The sequence below is a fragment of the Pseudomonas nitroreducens TX1 genome (assembly GCF_000313755.1).
GTDB lineage: Bacteria > Pseudomonadota > Gammaproteobacteria > Pseudomonadales > Pseudomonadaceae > Pseudomonas > Pseudomonas nitroreducens_A.
Map to the genome: position 1 here is coordinate 18,455 of NZ_AMZB01000085.1, position 23,037 is coordinate 41,491.

General features: G+C 66.5%; 23 protein-coding genes. 11 read left to right on the plus strand and 12 right to left on the minus strand.

Features of this window, described 5'->3' with window-relative positions; translation table 11 throughout:
- Positions 1 to 142: 142 nt before the first annotated feature.
- The 5 genes from C167_RS0106080 to C167_RS0106100 all read left to right on the plus strand — a co-directional run bounded on the left by C167_RS0106080 (position 143) and on the right by C167_RS0106100 (position 4,913).
- A complete protein-coding gene (locus C167_RS0106080) occupies positions 143 to 898 on the plus strand; it encodes a response regulator (RefSeq protein WP_017517370.1) in 756 nt (251 codons plus the stop codon).
- On the plus strand, positions 879 to 1,994 hold the full coding sequence (locus C167_RS0106085; RefSeq protein ID WP_017517371.1) for a sensor histidine kinase: 1,116 nt from the start codon (positions 879 to 881) through the stop codon (positions 1,992 to 1,994). Before C167_RS0106080 ends, C167_RS0106085 begins: the two co-directional genes overlap by 20 nt.
- 98 nt (positions 1,995 to 2,092) lie before the next feature.
- The gene (xopAW, locus tag C167_RS32255; RefSeq protein WP_017517372.1) at positions 2,093 to 2,806 is read left to right on the plus strand and encodes a XopAW family type III secretion system calcium-binding effector; all 714 of its coding nucleotides are present in this window, start codon (positions 2,093 to 2,095) and stop codon (positions 2,804 to 2,806) included.
- Between the two features lie 122 nt (positions 2,807 to 2,928).
- Complete coding sequence (locus tag C167_RS0106095) at positions 2,929 to 3,576, plus strand: FadR/GntR family transcriptional regulator (protein ID WP_017517373.1); 648 nt, start codon at positions 2,929 to 2,931, stop codon at positions 3,574 to 3,576.
- Between the two features lie 59 nt (positions 3,577 to 3,635).
- Positions 3,636 to 4,913: a CynX/NimT family MFS transporter gene (locus C167_RS0106100; protein ID WP_017517374.1), complete on the plus strand. Its 1,278-nt coding sequence runs from the start codon at positions 3,636 to 3,638 to the stop codon at positions 4,911 to 4,913.
- A 267-nt stretch (positions 4,914 to 5,180) separates the two neighbouring features.
- Here the strand turns inward: C167_RS0106100 and C167_RS0106105 are convergent, their stop codons facing one another.
- The 11 genes from C167_RS0106105 to C167_RS0106155 all read right to left on the minus strand — a co-directional run bounded on the left by C167_RS0106105 (position 5,181) and on the right by C167_RS0106155 (position 15,158).
- On the minus strand, positions 5,181 to 6,236 hold the full coding sequence (locus tag C167_RS0106105; protein WP_017517375.1) for an AI-2E family transporter: 1,056 nt from the start codon (positions 6,234 to 6,236) through the stop codon (positions 5,181 to 5,183).
- 88 nt (positions 6,237 to 6,324) lie between these two features.
- Positions 6,325 to 7,125, minus strand: coding sequence for a DUF4892 domain-containing protein (locus C167_RS0106110; protein ID WP_416775254.1), 801 nt, complete (start codon positions 7,123 to 7,125; stop codon positions 6,325 to 6,327).
- A gap of 173 nt (positions 7,126 to 7,298) precedes the next feature.
- On the minus strand, positions 7,299 to 8,159 hold the full coding sequence (locus C167_RS0106115) for an alpha/beta fold hydrolase (RefSeq protein WP_017517377.1): 861 nt from the start codon (positions 8,157 to 8,159) through the stop codon (positions 7,299 to 7,301).
- 9 nt (positions 8,160 to 8,168) lie between these two features.
- Positions 8,169 to 8,969 carry an alpha/beta fold hydrolase gene (locus tag C167_RS0106120; protein WP_017517378.1) on the minus strand — a complete coding sequence of 267 codons (801 nt, stop codon included), beginning with the start codon at positions 8,967 to 8,969 and terminating at the stop codon, positions 8,169 to 8,171.
- A 229-nt stretch (positions 8,970 to 9,198) separates the two neighbouring features.
- Complete coding sequence (locus C167_RS0106125) at positions 9,199 to 9,846, minus strand: LysE family translocator (RefSeq protein WP_017517379.1); 648 nt, start codon at positions 9,844 to 9,846, stop codon at positions 9,199 to 9,201.
- A gap of 45 nt (positions 9,847 to 9,891) precedes the next feature.
- A complete protein-coding gene (locus tag C167_RS0106130; protein ID WP_017517380.1) occupies positions 9,892 to 10,695 on the minus strand; it encodes an AraC family transcriptional regulator in 804 nt (267 codons plus the stop codon).
- Between the two features lie 136 nt (positions 10,696 to 10,831).
- Positions 10,832 to 11,257, minus strand: a complete 426-nt coding sequence (locus C167_RS0106135) for a hotdog fold thioesterase (protein WP_017517381.1) — start codon at positions 11,255 to 11,257, stop codon at positions 10,832 to 10,834.
- A 15-nt stretch (positions 11,258 to 11,272) separates the two neighbouring features.
- Positions 11,273 to 12,940, minus strand: coding sequence for an AMP-binding protein (locus tag C167_RS0106140; RefSeq protein ID WP_017517382.1), 1,668 nt, complete (start codon positions 12,938 to 12,940; stop codon positions 11,273 to 11,275).
- A gap of 380 nt (positions 12,941 to 13,320) precedes the next feature.
- On the minus strand, positions 13,321 to 13,785 hold the full coding sequence (gene sixA / locus C167_RS0106145; protein WP_017517383.1) for a phosphohistidine phosphatase SixA: 465 nt from the start codon (positions 13,783 to 13,785) through the stop codon (positions 13,321 to 13,323).
- Positions 13,782 to 14,123 carry a DUF4389 domain-containing protein gene (locus tag C167_RS0106150; protein WP_017517384.1) on the minus strand — a complete coding sequence of 114 codons (342 nt, stop codon included), beginning with the start codon at positions 14,121 to 14,123 and terminating at the stop codon, positions 13,782 to 13,784. Before C167_RS0106150 ends, sixA begins: the two co-directional genes overlap by 4 nt.
- Positions 14,124 to 14,135: 12 nt before the next feature.
- The gene (locus tag C167_RS0106155; protein WP_017517385.1) at positions 14,136 to 15,158 is read right to left on the minus strand and encodes an NAD(P)H-dependent glycerol-3-phosphate dehydrogenase; all 1,023 of its coding nucleotides are present in this window, start codon (positions 15,156 to 15,158) and stop codon (positions 14,136 to 14,138) included.
- 182 nt (positions 15,159 to 15,340) lie between these two features.
- Between C167_RS0106155 and C167_RS0106160 the strand changes: the two genes are divergently transcribed.
- The 6 genes from C167_RS0106160 to C167_RS0106185 all read left to right on the plus strand — a co-directional run bounded on the left by C167_RS0106160 (position 15,341) and on the right by C167_RS0106185 (position 22,833).
- Positions 15,341 to 17,449: a TonB-dependent receptor plug domain-containing protein gene (locus C167_RS0106160; protein WP_037006008.1), complete on the plus strand. Its 2,109-nt coding sequence runs from the start codon at positions 15,341 to 15,343 to the stop codon at positions 17,447 to 17,449.
- A gap of 1 nt (position 17,450) precedes the next feature.
- A complete protein-coding gene (locus tag C167_RS0106165) occupies positions 17,451 to 18,371 on the plus strand; it encodes an ABC transporter substrate-binding protein (protein ID WP_235154294.1) in 921 nt (306 codons plus the stop codon).
- Positions 18,368 to 20,284 (plus strand): ATP-binding protein, encoded by a 1,917-nt coding sequence (locus C167_RS0106170; protein ID WP_017517388.1) that lies wholly within the window; start codon positions 18,368 to 18,370, stop codon positions 20,282 to 20,284. The genes C167_RS0106165 and C167_RS0106170 overlap by 4 nt, the downstream gene beginning before the upstream one ends.
- A gap of 228 nt (positions 20,285 to 20,512) precedes the next feature.
- Positions 20,513 to 21,028 (plus strand): 3-hydroxyacyl-[acyl-carrier-protein] dehydratase FabA, encoded by a 516-nt coding sequence (fabA, locus tag C167_RS0106175; RefSeq protein ID WP_017517389.1) that lies wholly within the window; start codon positions 20,513 to 20,515, stop codon positions 21,026 to 21,028.
- A gap of 10 nt (positions 21,029 to 21,038) precedes the next feature.
- Positions 21,039 to 22,256 (plus strand): beta-ketoacyl-ACP synthase I, encoded by a 1,218-nt coding sequence (gene fabB, locus C167_RS0106180; protein ID WP_017517390.1) that lies wholly within the window; start codon positions 21,039 to 21,041, stop codon positions 22,254 to 22,256.
- 118 nt (positions 22,257 to 22,374) lie between these two features.
- Positions 22,375 to 22,833 (plus strand): GNAT family N-acetyltransferase, encoded by a 459-nt coding sequence (locus C167_RS0106185; RefSeq protein ID WP_017517391.1) that lies wholly within the window; start codon positions 22,375 to 22,377, stop codon positions 22,831 to 22,833.
- Between the two features lie 18 nt (positions 22,834 to 22,851).
- On the opposite strand, the gene C167_RS35040 is transcribed toward C167_RS0106185, so the two are convergent.
- Positions 22,852 to 23,037: hypothetical protein (locus tag C167_RS35040; protein ID WP_235154295.1), on the minus strand; the 186-nt coding region annotated here is incomplete at its 5' end.

Here is a 23,037-nt window from a genome sequence, read left to right on the forward strand (position 1 = left end):
GCGGACACGCTGGCGACACCCGTCGGCTGCAGCCTCGCCGACCATGGCCCGCGCTCGCGATGACGGGTTAGCATGCGTTCGTCGCACGCCCATCGAGGCCTTTGGCCACCCTGCCCTACGTTTTCCTGCGACAGGTCCCTTCATGCACCTCACCACTTCCGACGACCCACGCCGCTGGACTATCCGTGCCCTGCTGGTGGATGACGACGAGCCGATCCGCGAGCTGCTCTGCAGTTATCTCGCGCGTTTCAACATCGAGGCCCATGGCGTAGCCGACGGCATCGGAATGCGCCGCGCACTGCAGAACGGAAGTTTCGACGTGGTGGTACTGGACCTGATGCTGCCCGGCGAGGATGGCCTTTCCCTGTGCCGCTTCCTGCGCGCCGAGTCGGACATCCCGATCCTCATGCTCACCGCCCGTTGCGAGCCGGCGGACCGCATCATCGGCCTGGAACTGGGCGCCGACGACTACATGGCCAAGCCTTTCGAGCCGCGCGAGCTGGTAGCGCGTATCCAGACCATCCTGCGCCGCGTGCGCGGCAGCAGCGGCCCCAGCGAGGAAGGCGCACGTGGTGAACCGCGCGCCCAGGTGCGCTTCGACCAATGGCGCCTGGATAGCGTGCTGCGCCAGCTGCATGCACCCGATGGCCTGGTTGTGCCGCTGTCGAACGCCGAATTCCGCCTGCTCTGGGTGTTCCTCGAACGCCCGCGGCGGGTGCTCAACCGCGAACTGCTGCTGGACGCCGCTCGCGGCCGCGCCATCGAGGCCTTCGACCGCAGCATCGACCTGCTGGTCTCGCGCCTGCGGCAGAAGCTCGGCGACGATCCGCGCTCGCCCCGGCTGATCAAGACCGTGCGCGGCGAGGGGTACCTGTTCGATGTCCGCGACATCGCCTGAGCCCGCGCCCGAGCGCGCCAGGGGAAAACCGCTGCAGCGTGCCGACAGCCTGTTCGCCCGGCTGTTCGGCGTATTCCTGCTGGCCATCGTGATCGCCCACCTGCTGGCCTTTGCCTGGTTCCACCATTACGGCCCGCACCGGCCCGACATGCCGCCACCAGCGCCGCCGGAGCAGGGCTTCGAGCACGGCCCGCCGCCGCAAGGCTTCCAGCCGCCACCCGAGGGCTTGCGTCCGCCTCCGCCGCCGCGCCTGCCGTTCTGGAGCGCGCCGTTCGCCTTCCAGCTGCTGGCGCTGATCCTCGCCGCCGGCATCGGTGCGCGCCTGCTGGCGCGTCCGGTGCAGCGCATGGGCGACGCCGCACTGCGCCTCTCCGAAGACCTGGACAGCCCGCCCCTGCCGGAAACCGGCCCGCGCGAAGCGCGCCAGGCCGCCCACGCCTTCAACCGCATGCGCGAACGCATCCGCGAACAGGTGCAGCAGCGCAGCCGCATGCTGGTGGCGGTCTCCCATGACCTGCGCACCCCGCTGTCGCGCCTGCGCCTGCGCGTCGAGGAAATCGACAACCCGCAATTGCGCACGCGCATCGGCCAGGACCTGGCCGAGATGATTGGCATGCTCGACTCCACCCTGCACTACCTGCAGCAGGAGCGCGCCACCGAGCCGCTGCAGTGGTTCGACGTGAAGGCCCTGGCCGACTCCCTGGCCGAAGACGCCTGCGAACGTGGCGCCGATGTCGGCGTCGAAGGCTTCTGCGCGCCGCTCAAGGTGCAGCCCATGGCCTTGCGCTCGTGCCTGAACAACCTCCTGGACAATGCCCTGCGCTACGCCGGCGAGGTCAGCATCGAGCTGCGCGACGGTACCCGCGAGGTGGAAATCCGCGTGCGCGACCACGGCCCGGGCATTCCCGCCGAGCTGCGCGAGCAGGTGTTCGAACCGTTCTTCCGCCTGGAAGGCTCGCGCAATCGCAACTCCGGCGGCGTTGGCCTGGGCCTGGCCATCGCCCGCGATGCCGCGCGGCGCCAGGGCGGCGACCTGGCCTTCGAGGAAACCCCAGGCGGCGGCGCCACCGCCGTGCTGCGCCTGCCACGAGGCTGATGTAGAGCGGCGCATACAAGGCGCACAAACCCTCGACACAGACGCCACCGAGGCTGCGAAAACCGGAGAACCCTCCGGGCAACCATGGAGACAGTCCTATGATCAGCGGCGTCAGCAGCTACTCGAGCCATTACACCGGCTCGACGCTCGCCAGGACCCAGACCGCCAGCAGTTCGACCGGCACCCAGGCCGGCAACTGCGGAGGCAACCAGGGCGCGGCGAAATTCCAGGAAGACCTGTTCAAGTCCATCGACAGCGATGGCGACGGCAACCTCACCACAGACGAGCTGACCAGCGCTCTGTCTTCTGGTGACAGTGACAGCAGCATCGATGTCGACGACCTGCTCGCTCAACTGGACAGCGATGGCAGCGGCGGAGTCTCGCAGGACGAGCTGTCGGCCGCCATGCCTCCACCGCCGCCCGGCGGCATGGGTGGCCCAGGAGGCGTGGCCAATGCCGGCGGGTCCGGCGAGGACTTGATCAGCGCGCTGGACACCAATGGCGACGGCGTCATCAGCGCCGACGAACTGGCAGCCGCCGGCAAGGACGACGCCAGCGGCCCACTCAGCCAGGTGTTCAGCCAACTCGACGCCGACGGCAGCGGCGGCGACGAGCCGACCAGCGCGTTCCTGGCCCAGCGCCAGGGCGATGGGCCACCGCCACCCCCACCATCCGCCAGCCAGTCCGACACGGACACCCACACCACCGCGGCCTACCAGAAGCTGGTGGCCAACCTGCTCAAGCAGTACCAGAGCAGCGATGCCACTGCGCTCCAGGCCACCGGCGGCAGTCTGGTGAACATCGCCGCCTGATCTGCCCGGCACCACCACCGGAGCGCCCCGCTCCGGTGGTATTGCTCATTTTTCGCATTGCCAGCGCTCCGCCGCTGCCCTAGTCTTGGCCTTCCTAATTCATCCGATGATTGGATGTTTGAATGCCAAGCCCCCTTCAGAAACGCTCGCTGGTGGACATTGCCCTCGAGCAGATCCACCAGCGCATCGGCGACGGCATCTGGCCACTGGGCCAGCGCCTGCCGCCGGAGCCCGAACTGGCCGAGTCCCTCGGTATCAGCCGCAACACCGTGCGCGAAGCGGTGCGCGTGCTGACCTTCTCCGGCGTACTGGAAGTGCGCCAGGGCGACGGCACCTACGTGCGCGCCTGCGCCAACCCGCTGGACGCCATGCTGGTGCTGGCCCGCAGCTCGGTGGAACAGGCGCTGGAAGCGCGCGGCATCATCGAGGTGGAAGCCAGCCGGCTGGCCGCCGAGCGCCGCAGCGAAGCCGACCTCGCCGACCTGCACGAAGCGCTGGAGGCTTCCGCCGTGCATCACGGCGGCGATCTTGCCACCTACATCGAACTCGACCTGATGTTCCACCAGCGCGTGGTCGACAGCGCCCATAATCCGGTGCTCAGCGAGCTTTACCGCTATTTCTCCCAGGTGATCCGCGCCGGCCTGGAGCGCACGATCGGCGACCCGAGCCGACCGCAACCCAGCTTCGAACTGCACCGCGAGCTGCTCGAGGCCATCGCCCGTGGCGACGCCGAGGCCGCCGCGAAAGCGAACCGCGCGCTGCTGATCTGACTCTCCTTGCCACAACGTTCGACGAATGTTCTCTGCCTTGCTGCACTGGAATGCCCGCCATGTCCTTGCCCCATGACCCGAAAGACACCGAACACAAGGTGTCCCGCCCGCCCGAAGAACTGCTGATCGACGCCGAGGACGACGACGTGAAGGCAGCGCCGCGCCCGCAACGCACCTGGCTGTTGCTCCTGGGCCTGGTGCTGGTGGCGATCAACCTGCGCCCGGCGCTTTCCAGCCTGTCGCCGCTGCTCAACACCGTGCGCGACGGCACCGGCCTTTCCGCTGCCGCCGCCGGCCTGCTGACCACCCTGCCGGTGCTCTGCCTGGGCCTGTTCGCGCCGCTGGCGCCGATGCTCGCGCGGCGCCTGGGCGCCGAGCGCACCGTGCTGCTGATCCTCTTCACCCTGGCCGGCGGCATCGTCCTGCGCAGCCTGTTCCCGGTGGCCGGGCTGTTCCTCGGCAGCCTGGTGGCCGGCGCCAGCATCGGCATCATCGGCGTGCTGCTGCCGGGCATCGTCAAGCGCGACTTCCCGCACATCGCCGGGACCATGACCGGCGTCTACACCATGGCCCTGTGCCTGGGCGCCGCCACCGCCGCTGGAGCCACCGTGCCGCTGGCCGGACTGTTGGGCAGCAGCTGGCAACTGGCCCTGGCGTTCTGGGCGATTCCCGCCGTGGTCGCTGCGGCGATCTGGCTGCCGCAGACGCGCCAGAACCACCACGCCCACCGCGCGGTGTACAAGGTGAAGGGGCTATGGCGCGACCCGCTGGCGTGGCAGGTCACGCTGTACATGGGCCTGCAGTCGTCGCTGGCCTACATCGTCTTTGGCTGGGTACCGTCGATCCTCATCGACCGCGGCCTGAGCGCAGTGGAGGCCGGGCTGGTGCTCTCCGGATCGGTGATGGTGCAGTTGTTCAGCGCACTGGCCGCGCCCTGGCTGGCTACCCGTGGCAAGGACCAACGCATCGCCGTGGTGATCGTCATGGGCCTGACCCTGGCCGGCCTGCTCGGCCTACTGTTCGCGCCGCTCGCGGGGATCTGGGGCTGGGCGGTGGTGCTCGGCCTCGGCCAGGGCGGCACCTTCAGTATCGCCCTGGCGCTGATCGTGCTGCGCTCGCCGGACTCCCACGTCGCCTCCAACCTCTCCGGCATGGCCCAGGGCGTGGGCTACACCCTGGCGGCCTGCGGACCGTTCCTGGTCGGCGTGGTGCACGACGCCACCGGCGGCTGGGCAGCGACCGGGGTGATCTTCGTGGTGGTGACGGTGGCGGGGATCGTGTTCGGCCTGGGCGCAGGGCGGGACAAGCTGGTGCAGGTGAGGAGCGAGCACGTCTGAGCTCGCCGGATCGCAGAGCGGACACCCCGTTCCGAGTTACTCGCCCTACGCCGGAGTACTACTGTAAGAGCGAGCTTACTCGCGAACAGCGCTTGCGATGGACTCCGCAGTGGCCGATTGCACCCTCTCCCTGAAGGGAGAGGGGACTGTTCGCAGCGTTGAAAGCTCGAATCCAGCCGGCTGAATCCGAAGGACAACCTTGTGCCGAACGGCTCCCTCTCCCTTCAGGGAGAGGGCTGGGGAGAGGGTAGCCCCCGCTCCGACCCATCAAGCCACTGGCGGCGGCGGAGGCCGGTGCGAGCTCGCAACCCAGGCACTGACCAGATTGTAAACCACCGCCAGCAGCACCGGGCCTAGGAACAGGCCGATGAAGCCGAAGCTGAGCAACCCGCCGAGCACGCCCAGCAGCACCACCACCAGCGGCAGGTTGCCGCCGCGGCTGATCAGGTAGGGCTTGAGGATATTGTCCACGCCACTGATGACGAAGAAGCCCCAGATCGCCATGAACACCGCGTATCCGTAGCTTTCCTGGTAGAACAGCCAGATGACGGCCGGGCCCCACACCAGCGGTGGCACCATCAGCAGGCTGCAGACGAAGGTCAACAACCCCAGCACCAGGGCACCCGGCACGCCGGCGACAAGGAAGCCGATGGTGGCCAGCACGGCCTGCGCCGCGGCGGTGCCGATCACACCGTTGACCACGCGCTGCACGGTACCAGCGATGATATCCATGTACTGCTGCGCCGCCTCGCCGATCAGGCGCTCGAGCACACCGTGGGCGAATGCCTGGAGGCGCAGGCCGTCGCGGTAGAAGAAGAAGATCAGCACCAGGCTGAGCACCAGTTCGAAGATGCCCGCGCCCAGCTTGGCGCTGCGCGCCAGGGCCCAGTTGCCAACCTCGCCCATGTAGGGCTTGAGCGCGGAGAAGATGGCCACGCCCTGCTGGTCGGCCTGGTACCACCAGCCAATCAGCCGATCGCCGATCAGCGGTACCCGTGCCATCCACGCCGGCGGTGGCGGCAGGCCGGAAACCTGCAGGTTCTTCACCAGTTCGACGCCTTCGCGCACCCTGTCCACCAGGCCGAAGCCCAGCCACACCAGGGGCAACGCCACCAGCACGATCCAGCCCACGGTCAGCAAACCCGCCGCCGTGGCCTGTCGGCCACCCAGCAACTGCGTCAGCAGGCGCATCAGCGGCCAACTGGCGAAGGCCAGCACGGCGGCCCAGAACAGCGCGGACCAGAAGGGCAGCAGCACCCAGATACTGGCGCCCAGCAACCCGAGCAGCAGCAAGCGCAGCAACAGGCGATCGTTGTCGAACATTGGAAACCCCGATTGGCTCGAAAGCCCCAGTGTAGGGCGTTTCCGTTCCTGGTGCCGGATATTCAGCCTGGAGAATGCGCTCAGGAAATCAGCGCAGCCAGGTCATATGCAGGCCTTCGCCATCATCCTTGCCTTGCTCCAGACGCGCATCGCGTACGCCCTGGGCGGTGAGCGCCGCCCGCCAGTCGCCAGCGTGCCGGCCGGCCAGTTCCACACGCACGCCGGTGTCCAGGCGCAGGGTGCGCACCAGCAGGTCGAGCCAGGCGCCACCCGGTTCCTGCGGCACGTGGCTCAAGGTCAGCTCGCCGTTGGCCTTGAGCAGGCGCATCAGGGTCGCCGGGCTGGGCAGCAGCTCGCCCAGAGCAGCGCTGCTGTCCAACTGTTCGGCGTGCAGGTAGGCGCGGCGGTTGCCACGGGTGATGGTGTAGACCGCCAGCAGACTGTTCTCGCGCGGAGCGGCGAGGCGCACCAGCAGGTAGGCCTGCTGGTCGTCCGGACCAAACAGCTTGGCGTTGCCGAACACCGAGTTGGCCAGCAGGTTGCTGGAGCCGCAATCGCGGCTCTCGCACCAGAACAGCGGCGTGGCGTCGGCCTTGAGCAGATCCTTGCGCGCGGCGGCAAAGGCGCTCTGGCTGGAATCCTCGTCAGGCAGGCGGTAGGTCACGGCGGTCAGGTCGCCGATGGCGCGTACCTCCCCTTCCATGCGCAGGCGCCCGCTGATGCGGCTGATCGAGCCTTGCGGATAGATACGCTCCTGGCTGGCGGCCTGGTTGAAGTCGACGATCTCCGAACGCGGGAAGCGCGGGAGGATCTCCAGGTCGTGGCTGTCGGGCAGATCGGCGGAGCCAGCGATACTGGTGAAGCCGAGCAGTCCGCCGGCGATCAGCATGCGGAACAGCCGTGACATCCGGTGCGCGTCGGTCCTGGCGAAGTGAGGGTGTTCCGGCCCCTGGCGCGCGGCGGTCTGGATGTCGAGCATGCACAATCTCCCTGAAGCGATCCGTGCAGCGTCGCGGCCGGCCCCGCTTTAGTCAAGCCACAGGGCGCTACGGGGTGTTTCCCTCAGGCTTGCAGGAAGGGTCGGAAGATCGCGGCAACGGCTTCGGCGCCCGCCTCGTCATCCAGGTGCAGGTGGTGCTGGCCGGGCAGCTCATGGACCTCGAAGGGCAGGCTCTTCAGCATTTCGCGCAATGCCGGCTCGACCATCAATAGCCCCTGCTGCGCCAGCACCAGGCTGGCCGGGCATTGCACGGACTGGACGAATTGTCGCGCATGGGCGCGGGTCAGGCGCAGCGGCGACGGCAAGGTCAAGCGTGGGTCAGTGCGCCAGGTGTAGCCGCCGGGCACCGGCATTAGGCCACGGGAGGCCAGCAATTCAGCCGCCTCGCGGCTTACCGCGCCGACGCCTTTCATGCGCGCTTCCACCGCACGGTCGATGGCTTCGTAGACCGGCTTGCGCTTGTTCGGCAAAGCCAGCTGGGCACGCAACGCTTCGCCGAGTTTCTGTGGCGAGGTGTCCGGCTCGCCGGTATAGGGCACCAGGCCGTCGATCAGCGCCAGGCGCTCGATGCGCTCGGGCATGGAGCCGGCCAGCAGCACCGAGACGATGGCGCCCATGGAATGCCCGAGCAGGGAGAAACGTTCCCAGCCCATCTGCTCGGCCACCATCAGCACATCCAGCGCGTAGTCCCACAGCAGGTAGCTGGCCCCCGGCGCGCGGTGGCCTGAATGGCCGTGGCCGGCGAAGTCCAGGGCGAGGATGCGCACGCCTTCGAGCCTGGGCGCCAGGCGCGCGAAGCTCATGGCGTTGTCCAGCCAGCCGTGCAGGGCAATCACCGGACGCCCATCTTCCGGGCCGAAGAGGTGCGCGGCCAGCTCGATGTGCGGCAGGTTCAGGCGGATTTCCTGGACTTGGGCGGTCATGGCGATTCCTCAGGTGTTGGCGCGCTGTTGCCAGCGAGCGAAGACGGTCTTGAGCAGCGCAGCGGTATCCTGCGGACGCTCCAGCGGGAACATGTGCCCACCGGGCAGCGACAGGCTTTCGCCCATGGGGATGCGGCCGATCAGCCGGGCATGGTGTGGCAGCACTACGCGGCTGTGGCGGCCGCGCACCATGGTCAGCGGCACGGCCAGCTGTTTGGCGCGCCCCGGTGCGGTGTGCGGCACGTTGCGGTAGATGGAAATCTCGGTGGCCGGGTCGAACTTCAGCCGCAGGCCCCGTGCGTCCGCCGGCGCCAGTCCGTGGCGCACGTAGGCTTCCAGGCAGTCGCGGTCGAAGCGTTTGAACAGTGGCTTGCCGGCGAAATATTCCAGCGCCTCGGCGAAGTCGTTAAAGTCTTCGCGGCGGCCGAGGGTGCGGCCAGCGGGCGTCAGCCGGTCGATGAAGCCGAAGCGCTTGGCGGCACGGATCACCAGTTGGTCGGCCAGGGTCAGCAAAGGCGAGTCGAGCATCACCACCCCGCGGTACAGCTCGGGTTTGCGCAGCGCCGCATGGTAATGCAGCACACCACCCAGGGAATGACCGACGCCCCACACCGGCTCGTCCAGCGCCTGCAGGTGATGCAGCAGCTCTTCCACCAGGTTTTCCCAGTTGGCGTTCACCGGGAAGCGCGGGTCGTGGCCATGCATGTCCAGCCGATGGACCCGGTAATCCGGCTCCAGGGCGTCGAACAACTTGCCGTAGGTGCCCGAGGGGAAACCATTGGCGTGGGCGAAGAAGACCGCTTGCGACATGCTGCGTGAACTCAGGGGAATGACAGCCTGAATTTTCCGACAGCACCGGGGGCGCGGCAATGACCCGCGCTCCCGCGAATGACGGCACTACGGCCAAACTCCATGGCGCTCCGGCGGGTTTGCCCTGATCTCACCCTCTTTGCGGCGGAGAACGCGTGCCGCGTTAGGTGCCCTACGGAACGCCCATCGTAGGGCGCATAACTTGGAACACGTTATCCGCCAGCACGCCTCACACCCAATGCGCCGCGTGGTTCATTAGGCTGAGCAGGATTCCCCCCGCCACCAGCAGGAACACCAGCCCGCAGGCACCATCGATCACCGGAACCGCGCGTAGCAGGCGCTGCTGCCATAGCGGTCGGGTGAGGATCACGCTGAGCAGGCTGAACCAGGCGAAGCCAACGACGAACAGCATCACCGCCACCGAGACCTTGCCGGCAACCGACATGCCCACTGGAATCAGGCTGGTCAGCAGTGCAAGGAAAAACACCAGCGCCTTGGGGTTGAACAGGTTGGTCGCCAGCCCGCGCATCCAGGGGCCGAGCGTCGAGTCCGGCAGCTCGCCGGCGATCCGCCCTGCCCCACCCGGCTTGCGCAACGCGCGCAGCGCGCCCACGCCGAGCCAGGCGAGGTAAGCCGCACCCACCAGTTGCAGGGCGCTGAACAGCAGCGGTGAGCGGGCCAGCAGCAACGACACGCCGGTCAGCACCAGGGTGCCATGGACCAGGATGCCGCAGGCCAGCCCAAGGGCGCTGAGCACGCCAGCGCGGCGGCCCTGGTGCAGCGAGGTGCGCACCACCAGCGCGACGTCCGGGCCGGGGCTGACCAGGGCGACTGCGAACACGGCAGTGAGCATGAGCAAGACTTGAACCTCCTGCATGGCGGGATTCTCCAGTGGGAATGGATAGGGATTCCTTGGGGTGGATCAGCGCTGGCGTAGTCGAGCGGGCGGCAATCCGTAGGTACGGCGGAACAGGCGGCTGAAGTGCGCCTGGTCATAGAAGCCCAGGCTCAGGGCGATCTCCGCCAGCGGCTGGCCCTTGATCACCCGTGGCAGCGCGCGCTCCAGGCGCAGCTGGGTCAGCCATTGGTGTGGCGGCAACCCGCACTGGTGGTTGAAGCGGCGCAGCACCTGCCAGGGACTGAGGTCGCAGAACTCGGCGATCTCTTCCAGGGTCGGCGGCGTCTCAAGGCGCGATTCCAGCCACTCGCGCAGGCACGTCCAGGTCGGCGCATCGAAACCCTGCCCTGGCTCGCGAATGCGCAGGCTGGAGGCGCGCTCCAGCAGCGCGGCCAGCGCCTGCCAGAGCTGACCTTCCTGCGCCAGCCGCTCGCCACCGAGCATCAGGGCGTGGGCGCGCTGCAGTTCGGCCTGCAGCAGCGGATCGCGCAGCTGCGCAGCAGTCAGGCGCGGGGCGCCCTGGCGGCCATCACTGAAGGCGCGGCAGGCATCGTCCAGCCATTGCGGGTCGATGGACAGTACGCGGATGCGGTAGCCGTCCTCGCCTTCGCTGGAACCGTCGTGGATGCTTTCGGGGCTCATCAGCAGGATGTCGCCATTCCCGGCCAGCGAGCGCTCACCGCGATGGGTGTAGCGCTGGCAGCCGTCCAGCATCAGCCCGACGTGGTAGTCGAGGTGAAAATGCCGAGGAAAGGCAAAACGGCGGTACTCGGCGTCGATGAAGCGGACGCCGGGCAAGCCGCTGCTGTGGTGTTCGATGCGTTCCATGGGCCTACTTTACCGGCGCGGGAACGGCGGGTCTTGGACAAAATTGCGAGAGGCTTTCTGTAGGAGCGAGCTTGCTCGCGAACAAAACTCCGCATCGGAGCGGGTTCGCGAGCAAGCTCGCTCCTACGAAGAGCACTCAGCGCTCCAGCGGCACCACGGCCATGGTCAGCCGCGAGATACAGCTCGGCTTGCCGTCATCCCCGTGCAGACGGATTTCCCAGACGTGGGTCGAGCGGCCGATATGCACCGCCTTCGCCACTGCAGTCACCCGCCCGCTGCGCAGGCCGCGCAGATGGTTGGCATTCACCTCCAGGCCGACGCAGTAGTACTTGCTGGTATCCAGGCACAGGTAACTGGCGGTGGAACCGACAGTCTCCGCCAGCACCACCGAGGCACCGCCATGCAGCAGGCCGTAGGGTTGGTGGGTGCGCGAATCCACCACCATGCTGGCGGTCAGCGAGTCGTCGTCGAACGCCTCGAAGCGGATGTCGAGCACTTCACCGATGGTGTTCTTCAGGTTGGCGTTGAGCTTTTCCAGGTCGGGCGTGGTGCGCCAGGTCATTCGAAAGTCCTTCTGTCATTCATGCCATTGCACCGCCTCGCGGCGCTCCGCCCATTCATTGAAGCGCTTGCCGTAGGTCCCTTCCACCACGTTGCGCTTGATCTTCAGGGTCGGCGTGAGGAAGCCGTTGTCCACGGTCCAGACGTCCTTGACCAGCACCAGCCCGGCCAGGCGCTCGTGCTTGTCCAGCGCCTCGTTCACTTCTGTCAGCAGCTCCTGCAGGCTCTGCTCCAATTGACTGCGCGAGCCGTTGGCGGCTTCGTGGCGGCCCACCTCGGACAGCACGCAAAGGCCCAGCGGGGCGATCAGGCCATCGCCGACCACGCAGATCTGCTCGATCCGCGAATGCACGGCCAGGCGGTTCTCGATGGGCGCCGGGGCCACGTACTTGCCCTTGGCGGTCTTGAAGATTTCCTTGATGCGGCCGGTCAGGCGCAGGTTGCCCTGGGCGTCCTGCTCGCCCTTGTCACCGGTGCGCAGGAAGCCATCCTCGGTGAGGGTCTCGGCAGTGCGCTCCGGGTCCTTGAAGTAGCCGACCATGGTCGCACCGCTGCGCACCTGCACCTCGCCTTCGTCGCTGATGCGCACTTCGACACCGGGGCTGTTACGGCCGATCCAGCCGACCCGCTGCTCGCCAGGCCGGCAGACGTGGGAGTAGCCGCAGTTCTCGGTCATGCCGTAGACCTCGAGCACGCTCAGGCCCAGGCGCCGGTACCAGTCCAGCAGCGCTTCGGGCACCGGTGCGGCGCCGCACAGGGCATAGCGCACGGCATCGAGGCCAAGGCCGGCGAGCACCTTGCGGCCAACGAGGCGGCCGATGATCGGCAGACGCAGCAGTCGGTCAAGCTTCTGCGCCGGCATCTGCGCATAGACGCCCATCTGGAACTTGGTCCAGATGCGCGGCACGCCGAAGAACACAGTGGGCCGCGCGCGCCGCATGTCGGCGACGAAGGTGTCCAGGCTCTCCGCGAAGAAGATCGTCTGCCCGGCGTAGATCGACGCCATCTGCACGAACATGCGCTCGGCCACATGGCACAGCGGCAGGTAGGACAGCAGGCGGTCCTCCTCGCCGACACCGAACAGGTCGATGGCATGGCTGGCGGCGAAGGCGAAGTTGCCGAAGGTGTGCATCACGCCCTTGGGCGTGCCGGTGGTGCCGGAGGTATAGATGAGCGTCGCCAGGGTCGCGGCATCCGGGCGTGGATCATCGAGGATGGGTGAGTGCGCCTGCAGATCGCTCCACTGGTGGTCGAAGCGTCCTTCCGGGTGCAAGGGCAGCGCCACAGTAGGCACGTCTTCGGGAATGCCGTCGACCATCGCCGGCCAGTCGTCCAGCTTGCCGATGAAGGCCACCCGCGCTTCGGAGTGGGTCATCACCTGGCGCACGGAGTCGGCCGTGAGGTTGGGATACAGCGGCACCGAGACGTGGCCGGCCATCCAGATGGCGATGTCGGCGACTATCCAGTGCGCGCAGTTCTTCGAAATGATCGCCACCCGGCTGCCTTCGGGCAGGTCCAGGCTGCGCAGCCAGGCCGCGGCGCGGCGGGACTGTTCGCCCACTTCGCCCCAGGTCAGGGTTTGCACGGCTCCGCCGGTGAGCGGCTGCACCAGGTAGCGTTTGTTCGGGTGGCTCTTCTCGCGCTGATAGAACAGGTCGAGTGGTAATCGGACTGCTTTAACCACGTGCCCCTCCTTTGTTCTTGTTGTCAGAGGTGTAGCTCAGGGATATAGCGATGGATCGACCAAGCACTTGCTTGGTCGAATATTCCACGCAGCGCAGCCGCAAACAAGGTTGGTCGTGTGAAGTTTTGTAGAATTTAGTCGAAGGATGGGCGCGAGCCGCTCTGCGACGGGCACTGCACGGAAACATCCGGGCACGAATTGCTCGGGGCGGAGGAAGAGCCCCCCTCCCTAGCCCTCCCCCGCGAACGGGAGAGGGGACTGTTGCGCAGCAGGAGAAACCACGGCATCAGCCGGCACGGGCGGCTACCTCTCCCTTAAGGGAGAGGGCTGGGGAGAGGGGAAAGCTCCGACACAAAGTATCCGGAGGTTTTTCAGCGAGCTCAGGAGTGCCGCGGATGGTAGAGCGATACCAGTTTCATCAGCCCCGCCACCGGCACCTCGCCTTCCAGTTCCGCCAGGGTGGCGGTGCTGAACGGCACGGCGTCGCTGCGGCTGCCGTGCACTAGCAGCCCGGCCAGCGCCCCCACCAGCGGTTGGTGGGTGACCAGCAGCAGGTTTCGCTCGTTGCGGCCGTCGAGGAAGCGCAGCACATCCTTGGGGTCATCATCCGGAGTCAGCCAGGGTGCCGTGCCGACCGAGCCCTCGAAGCCCAGTGCCTCGCGGACCAGTTCGGCGGTTTCCTGGGCGCGCACGTAGGGGCTGGCCAGGATGCCGTCCAGCGGCTGGCCGGCGAGCTGGGCGGCGCTCTTGAGCGCCTCCTTGATGCCGTGGGCGGTCAGTCGCCGCTCCGAGTCGCGGCGGGCCTGGGGCTCGGCTTCACCATGGCGCAGCAGCCAGAGCTTCAAAGCTTCGGCTCCTCGTCACGCACCGGGTGCGGTGCCGGCGGCACATCGTGAGGAGCCTCGCCTTCCGGCGCGCGAGCGGTCGGCCAGTCGGCGAACGGCCAGGGCTTCTCTTCGGTCTGGAAGGTGCCGAAGCGGCCGATCTGCGCAAAGTACTGGCTCAGGCTGTCGCCGAAGCCCATCAGGCTGCCGCTGGGCGCGCCATAGATGATGCGGTAGATCAGCTGGATGATCACCACGGCGCCGAGGATGATCTCGGCGACGAACCAGACCAGCGCGAAGACCAGCATCCAGACGACGCGCAGGACCAGGGACTCTTTTTCCTGACGTTCCGCAGACATGGTTGTACCTCCTCAGAAACCGGTGGTGGGAATGAAATCGACGTCGGTCTTCGGCTCGCCGCTCATCAGCGCCCCGATGACCTGCTCCAGGGTGCGGCCGCCGAACAGGATGGCGTTGAGGCCAGCCACCAGCGGCATGTAGACCTGCAGCTCATCGGCCTTGGCCTTGAGCACCTTGAGGGTGTTCACGCCTTCGGCGGTCTCGCCCATGCGCGCCACGGCGTCATCCAGGGTGAGGCCTTCGCCCAGGGCGAAGCCCACCTGATAGTTGCGGCTCTTGGGTGACGAACAGGTGACGATCAGGTCCCCGACGCCGGCCAGGCCAAGGAAGGTCATGGGGTTGGCGCCGAGCTGGACGGCGAAGCGGGTCATTTCGGCCAGGGCGCGGGTGATCAGCATGCCCTTGGTGTTCTCGCCCATGCCCAGCGCGGCGGCCATGCCGGCAATGATGGCGTAGACGTTCTTCAATGCACCGCCCAGTTCGACGCCGAAGCGATCACCACTGGCGTAGACGCGGAAGGTGCGCCCATGCAGGGCCTGCTGCACCTGGGCGCAAAGGTCTTCGTCCTCGCTGGCGACCACGGTAGCGGTCAGCTCGTGCTCGGCGATCTCCCGCGCCAGGTTCGGACCGGAGATCACCGCGATGCGGGACTTCGGGGCAATCTCTTCGAGCACCTGGCTCATCAGCTTGAAGCTCTGCGCCTCGATGCCCTTGGTCAGGCTGACCAGCATCTTGCCCGCCAGCTCCTCGCTGCGGCCGTCAAGCACCTTGCGCAGGGCGCTGGAAGGCACCGCGACGAAGATCATCTCGCACTCGGCCAGGGTGGCGGCGAGGTCGGTGGTCGGCTCCACGCCGTCATGAATGCGTATGCCCTTGAGGTAATTGGGATTCTCGCGACGGGTGCGGATCGCCTCGGCCTGTTCCTCGTCACGCATCCATTGGCGAACGCGCTGTCCGTTTTCTGCCAGCAGATTGGCGAAGGCGGTGCCGAAACTGCCACCGCCAAGGACGGCGATCGGTTGCTGCTGTGTCATGTCTGTTCCATTGGTGACCGCTGAGGGGCGGCGATTGGGGCATTATAAGGCCGCATCGGCGAGCGACCAGTGCGGATCGCGGGACTGGCAATCAGCGCCGCCTCGTTTAACATCCGTCTGACAGGAAACGTCTGGCTGCAGACGTTGACCCCATTGATAAGAAGCGAGAACAAGGCCGTTCCGTGCATCGATCCGTCCGCGTCCCTTTGCCGCTCTCCCTGCTTGCCGCATTGCTGGCGGGCAAGGTTGTGGCGGGCGACCTGTTCGTGGACAGCCTCGATGTCCCGGAAGTTCTGACCGCGACGCGGCTCAAACAGTCCCCCGCCGAAGTTCCCGGCAGCATGACGGTACTCGACCGCGACCTGATCAAGGCCTCCGGCGCCCGCGACATTCCCGAGCTGATGCGCCTGGTGCCGGGCATGATGGTCGGCTACCTGTCGGGCAACCAGGCGACGGTGAACTACCACGGTACCAACGTCACCGAGGCGCGGCGTTTGCAGGTACTGGTCGACGGCCGCTCGGTGTACCGCCCCGGCCTGGCCACGGTGGACTGGAGCGACATCCCGGTGGCCATCGAGGACATCGACCGCATCGAGGTCTTCCGCGGGCCCAACGCCGTGAGTTACGGCGCCAACGCGCTGATGGGGGTGATCAACATCCTCACTCGCCACCCCGCCGACAGCCAGGGCACACGGCTGAAATACACCGCCGGGCAGAACGGCGTTCGCGACTGGTACGCCAGCCAGGGCATCCATGGCCGTTCCGGCGACTACCGGCTGTCGCTCTCCGGCCAGGAAGACGATGGCTTCGACCACGACCAGCACGGCCGCGACTACCGCGATGGCCGTCGCCTGAGCCGCTTCAACCTGGTGGCCAGCCACAGCCTGGACCTGCGCAACAGCCTGGACTGGCAGCTCGCCGCGAAGGAAGGCAGCAACCAGCGGCCCTACGGCTACGAGCCGATCTTCGGCAACATCGCCCCTGGCGACAATGACTCCGACCTGACTGCCCGCGATTACGCAGGCTCGATGCGCTGGACGTTCGACGCCAACCCTGAGCACAGCCTCTACGTGCAGGGATACGCCGAACACTGGGAGCGCCTGCAGGACTTCGACGCGTGCGAAGCGCAGATCGCCTTCAGCCCGCAGCTCGCGCAGTTGTGGGAATTGGACCCGAAATATGTGCAGAATTTCGCCGATGCTCTGCCGCGCATTCCCCGCGGCACGCCGCAGAAGCAGGCGCTGGCACGACAGGTCGTCCAGCAATTGGCGGGCGGCGCCTATCTGCCGGTCTGCGGGCAGGTGAACCAGAACATCCGCGAGACCCGCTACGACCTGGAAGTCCAGGACACGCTGAACCTTGCCGACGGCGTTCGGCTGGTCAGCGGCATGAGCTACCGCCACGACCAGGCCACCTCGGAAACCTACTTCGACGGCACGGTGAACAACGATATCTGGCGCCTGTTCGGCCAGCTGGAATGGCACCTGGCACCGCACTGGCTGCTGCAGGGCGGCGCGATGGCGGAGGACGACCAGCGCTCCGGCAGCTCGATCAGCCCGCGCATCGCCCTCAACTATCTGATCACCCCGCGCCACAGCCTGCGCGCCGTGTATTCCGAGGCGGTGCGCTCGCCGGACATGTACGAGAACGACGTGAACTGGAGCTACCGCGTGCGCAACCTCTCGACGCCCGTGTACGGCCAGTCCAGCGCCTACTACTTCGCCCGCGCCCACGGGCCGGGCGACCTCGACCAGGAGCGCATGCGCTCGCGGGAAATCGGCTACAACGGCCAGTTCGACGAACTCGGCCTGGCGCTGGACATCAAAGCCTACTACGACGAAATCCACGGGCTGATCAGCGATCCCTTGAAGGTCTCCGACTTCGAACCAACCAACGACAACGACATCCGCTTCAGTGGCGCCGAGACCCAGCTCGACTGGCGCCTGACGCGCCAGGACCGCGTGCGCCTGACCTATGCCTATGTCGACTACGAGGCGAGCAGCCGCTACGACCAGCGCCTGACCGCGCGCAACAGCGGCTCGGCCGGCTGGATGCGCGACTGGGGGCGCGGCTGGTCCAGCTCGGTCTTCTACTACGGTGACGACGCGCTGAACGAGCACCGCTTCGAGCGTGTCGACCTGCGCGTCGCCAAGCGCATCCCCCTGGGCCGCGCGGCGCTGGAACTGGCCGGCGTACTGCAACAGCGTCTGGACGACGAACCGCTGACCTGGCCGGAAAACCGCTACGACAATCGCCACCTGCTCTATTTCAGCGCCGAGGTGGACTTCTAGCATGTCTGCCCCCCGCTCAAGGATGAGCCGCACAACCCTCCGCATCGCCCTGCTGCTCTGGCTGGCCTGCCTGTTCGCGCTGCCGGCCCAGGCCCGCGAAATCTTGCTGGTGAGCACCGAACAGAGCCCGGCGCTGCAGGACTTTGCCGAGGCCCTGGCACAACTTCGTCCTGACGATCAGGTGCGCCTGGAATCACCGGAGAACCTGCCGCCCGCCGCCAAGCTGGATGGCGAGACGCGCCTGTTGCTGCTCGGCAGCGGCGCGCTGAATTGGCGCCTGGCCAGCCACGACGCACCGCCGGCATTGACCCTGTTGGTCAGCCGCGTCGAAGCCCGGCAGGTGCTGGGCGAGCGCGACCCGCCGCACCTGAGCCTGCTGTGGAGCGATCCGCCGCCGGCACGCCAACTGGCCTTGGCCCTGCAGCTCAACCCACGCCCGCAACGCATCGGCGTGCTGGTCGGGCCGAGCAGCGAATTTCTGCTGAAAGAGCTCCAGCACACCGCCGCCCAACTCGGAGTGGAGCTGGTCAGTGAGCTGCAGACCCGCGCCGAAGACAACCGCCCGCTGCGAGAACTGCTCGGTCGCAGTGACCTGCTGCTCGGGCTGGACGACAAACAGCTTTATAACGCGCAAACCATCAAGGGCATCCTGCTCAGCGCCTACGCCGAAAACCGGGCGCTGATCGGTCCCACTGCAGCCTTCGTGAAGGCCGGCAGCCTGGCCAGCACCTACAGCGACCAGAGCGACTGGCTCGAAACCCTCGACACCCTGCTCGACGAGCCGGCGGAGCACTGGCCCCGCAGCCGCTACCCCGACCGCTTCAAGGTGCAGAGCAACCGCCAGGTGGCGCGCTCGCTCGGCATCGACCTGCCAGTTGACGCGGAACTCGCGCAGCGCCTGGCCGAAGGAGAGAAACCATGAGTTCCCGCAAGAGCTGGAACATCCAGACGCGCATGCTGGCCATCAGCCTCGGCCCGGCGCTGCTGCTCACCGTGCTGCTGACCGGTTACTTCACCTACTCGCGTCTGCAGGACCTGCGCCTGGAGTCCAACCACACCGGCCAGCTGATCGCCAATCAACTCGCCCCGGCGGCGGAATACGGGGTGATCTCCGGCAACCTTCCGGTGCTGCAGAGCCTGCTGCGCGCGACCCTGAGCACCGCCCACGTACGCTTCATTGAAGTACGCGACCGCGGCGACAACATACTCGTCTACGTCGAGCACGCCGCCGATCCCGCGCAGGCGAGCACCAAGGTGGAGATCTTCCACGCCTCGATCCAGCGCGAGAACATCACCCTCAACGGCAGCGGGCTGGCCGATTCCAACGACATGCTGCCGGCTGCCGCACCGCCCACTGGCGACTATCTCGGCCGCGTGGTGGTCGGCATGGCCAGCGATGCCTTCAGCGAACGCCAGCAGGAAATCCTCCTCAAGGCGAGCCTGCTCGCACTGTTCGCGTTGATCCTCACCTATCTGCTGGCGCGGCGCCTCGCCCGCCGCCTGGCCGCGCCGATCCGCACCATGGGCCGCGCCGTGCAGGCGATCCAGACCGGCGACTACCACACCACCCTGCCGGTGCCGGACGACGGCGAAGTCGGCGACCTGGCCCGGCACATCAACAACCTTGCCCGCGGCCTGCAGCAGGCCAGCCTGGAGCAGGAGCGCAGCATCGCCCAGTTGGTCGCGGCGCGGGAGGAAGCCGAAGAGGCCAACCGCGCCAAGTCCGACTTCCTGGCGATGATGAGCCACGAACTGCGCACTCCGATGAACGGCGTGCTGGGTATGCTGCAGTTGCTGGAAACCACCGAGCTGAACCAGGAGCAGGCCGAGTACAGCGCGCTGGCCACCGAATCCACCGAGCACCTGCTCAAGGTGATCAACGACATCCTCGACTTCTCTCGCGTCGAGCGCGGCGCCCTGGAGTTGGAGCGCATCCCGTTCAACCTGTTGGAGCTGATCCAGAGCTCGATCCAGGTCTTCCAGCACAGCGCCCAGCAACGCGGGCTGGAGCTGGAAATGAAGGTTCAGGCGGGCCTCGACAACCTGGAGGTGCAGGGCGACCCGACGCGCATCCGGCAGATCCTGGTCAACCTGTTGGGCAACGCCCTGAAGTTTACCGAGGACGGCGGTGTGCGCCTGGAAGCCACCTGGCAGGCGCTGGACGACGAAGTGCTGTGGCTCAGCTGCTCGGTGCAGGACAGCGGCATCGGCATCTCCCACGAGCGCCTGGAGCACATGTTCGAAGCCTTCCAGCAGGCGGACTCGTCCACCTCGCGGCGCTACGGCGGCACCGGGCTGGGGCTGTCCATCGCGCGCACCCTGGCCGAGCGGATGGGCGGCACCCTGGGCGCCGTCAGCGAAGAGGGCTGTGGCTCGACCTTCACCCTGGAAATTCCGCTGCCCTTCCGGGAGCGTCAGAGCGCCGCAGAGAGCGGATTGACGGGTGTCGATGCCCTTGCCACTGGTCAGTCCGTACTGCTGGTGGAGGACAACCCGGTGAATCAAACGGTCATAGAAGCCATGTTGCGCAGCCTGGGTTATCGCGTCACGCTGGTGGGTGACGGCGCCCAGGCAGTGCGCACCTCGGAGCGCGGCGAATTCGCGGCGATCCTGATGGATTGCCGGCTGCCGGTGCTCAACGGCTACGAGGCTACCCGGCAGATTCGCGCGAAACCGGGCGGCGAGCAGGTACCGATCATCGCCCTGACCGCCAACGCGCTGCAAGGTGACCGCGAAGCGTGCCTGGAGGCGGGAATGAACGATTACCTGGCCAAGCCGTTCAAACGCGCGGAACTGCAGCGGATTCTGCAGCGCTGGGTTGCCCCAGGTCGTTGATCGGCGGAGCGCTTGCCCGCAAACTGCGGACCGGTCCGGGCCTGCGTCCTGACGGAAACCTTGCGTCGGCGAAAAGTGAACAAGCGTTCGCCGATTGCTGTGACTTTCACCTAAAGGCAATAGTCTATGACTAGGCTGCCGCATGACACCGTGACAAGAACAACGGAACGCGGCGCCGCAGGCACAAGCCAGACAACGCCTGCTATCCAGGATTTTTGAGGAGCTCGCATGACCAAACAAAACGCCTTCACCCGAGAAGACCTGCTGCGCTGCAGCCGCGGCGAGCTCTTCGGCCCGGGTAATGCGCAACTGCCCGCCCCGAACATGCTGATGATCGACCGCATCACCCACATCAGTGATGTTGGCGGCAAGTACGGCAAGGGCGAACTGGTCGCCGAGCTGGATATCAACCCGGACCTGTGGTTCTTCGCCTGCCACTTCGAAGGCGACCCCGTCATGCCGGGCTGCCTGGGCCTCGACGCCATGTGGCAGCTGGTGGGCTTCCACCTTGGCTGGCAGGGCAACCCCGGCCGCGGCCGCGCCCTGGGTTCGGGCGAAGTGAAGTTCTTCGGCCAGGTCCTGCCGACCGCCAAGAAAGTCACCTACAACATTCACATCAAGCGTACGATCAATCGTTCGCTGATCCTGGCCATCGCCGACGGCACCGTCAGCGTCGATGGCCGCGAAATCTACAGCGCCGAAGGCCTCCGCGTCGGCCTGTTCACTTCCACTGACAGCTTCTAAGGGTATCCGCATGCGTCGCGTCGTGATCACCGGTCTGGGCATCGTTTCCTGCCTGGGCAATGACAAAGACACCGTCTCCGCCAACCTGCGTGCAGGCCGTGCTGGCATCCGCCACAACCCGAGCTACGCCGAGATGGGCCTGCGCAGCCACGTGTCCGGTTCGGTCAACCTGAACCTGGAAGAGCTGATCGACCGCAAGGTCTTCCGCTTCATGGGCGACGCCGCCGCTTATGCCTACCTGGCAATGGAACAGGCGATCAAGGACTCCGGCCTCACCCCCGAGCAGATCTCCAACCCGCGCACCGGCCTGATCGCCGGCTCCGGCGGTGCTTCCACCCTGAACCAGATGGAAGCTATCGACACCCTGCGCGAGAAGGGCGTCAAGCGCATCGGCCCATACCGCGTCACCCGCACCATGGGCAGCACTGTATCCGCCTGCCTGGCCACTCCCTTCCAGATCAAGGGCGTGAACTACTCCATCTCCTCGGCCTGCGCCACCAGCGCGCATTGCATCGGCCAGGCCATGGAGCAGATCCAACTGGGCAAGCAGGACGTCGTCTTCGCGGGCGGCGGTGAGGAAGAACACTGGAGCCAGAGCTGCCTGTTCGATGCCATGGGCGCCCTCTCCACCCAGTACAACGACACCCCGGAAAAGGCCTCGCGCGCCTACGACGCCAAGCGTGACGGTTTCGTCATCGCCGGCGGCGGCGGCATGGTCGTGGTCGAAGAACTGGAACACGCGCTCAAGCGTGGTGCCAAGATCTACGCCGAAATCGTTGGTTACGGTGCAACTTCCGATGGCTACGACATGGTCGCCCCGAGCGGCGAAGGCGCCATCCGCTGCATGCAGCAGGCCCTGTCGACCGTGGACACCCCGATCGACTACCTGAACACCCACGGCACCTCCACCCCGGTCGGCGATGTCGCTGAAATCCGTGGCGTACGTGCCGTGTTCGGCGACAAGGCTCCGGCCATCAGCTCCACCAAGAGCCTGTCCGGTCACTCCTTGGGCGCCGCAGGCGTTCACGAAGCGATCTACTGCCTGCTGATGATGGAAGGCAACTTCATCGCCGGCTCCGCGAACATCGACGAGCTGGACCCGGAAGTCGCCGACCTGCCGATTCTGCGCGAGACCCTTGAGAACGCGAGGATCGACACCGTCATGAGCAACAGCTTCGGCTTCGGCGGCACCAACGCCACCCTGGTCCTGAAACGCCACAACGGCTGATCAGTGATCAACACAAGAAAGGCGCCCCAGGGCGCCTTTTTTGTTGCCTGCGATTCCGCTCTACCCATGCGCTACCGATCACGTCAGGATGAGCAGGCTGAGATCAGGGAGCGCATCGATGAGATTGACGATCAGGCAAGCCCATAGCGACGACGCCAAGGCCATCAGCCAGGTGATAGTAGCGGCCGTCCAAGAGAGCAACAGCCAGGACTATCCGGAGAGCGTTATCGCATCAGTAGTGGCGAATTTCACGCCTGGGCGGGTGCTGGAGTTGCTGGAGCAACGCCTGGTCTTCGTCGCCTTGCTGGACGACAGGATCGTGGGCACTGGCGCCCTGGATGGCGATGTCGTGCGCAGCCTCTTCATAACCCCTCCGCAGCAACGCAGAGGCATCGGCCAGGCCCTGATGAGCCGAATAGAGAAAGCCGCCCTGGAGCGCAGCATAGAGGCCCTGCTGGTCCCCGCTTCCATCACTGCTGAGAGCTTCTACGCTCGCCTGGGCTATTGCGTGCTGCGCGAACGACTCCACGGCGAAGAGCGCACCCTCATCATGACCAAGCCCCTCAGCCCTTTGTAGGAGCGAGCCTGTCTCCGACTAACGCCAGAACTGCTCACCGTGCCAATCGGTCCCCTCTCCCTTCAGGGAGAGGGCGGCGCGCCAAGCGGAAGCATCCCACGGCACAGCGAGTATTTTTCCTTCCCCAAAAACAAAACCCCCGACCAGCTTTCGCTGATCAGGGGCTTTGAAATTAGAAGCTTGACGATGACCTACTCTCACATG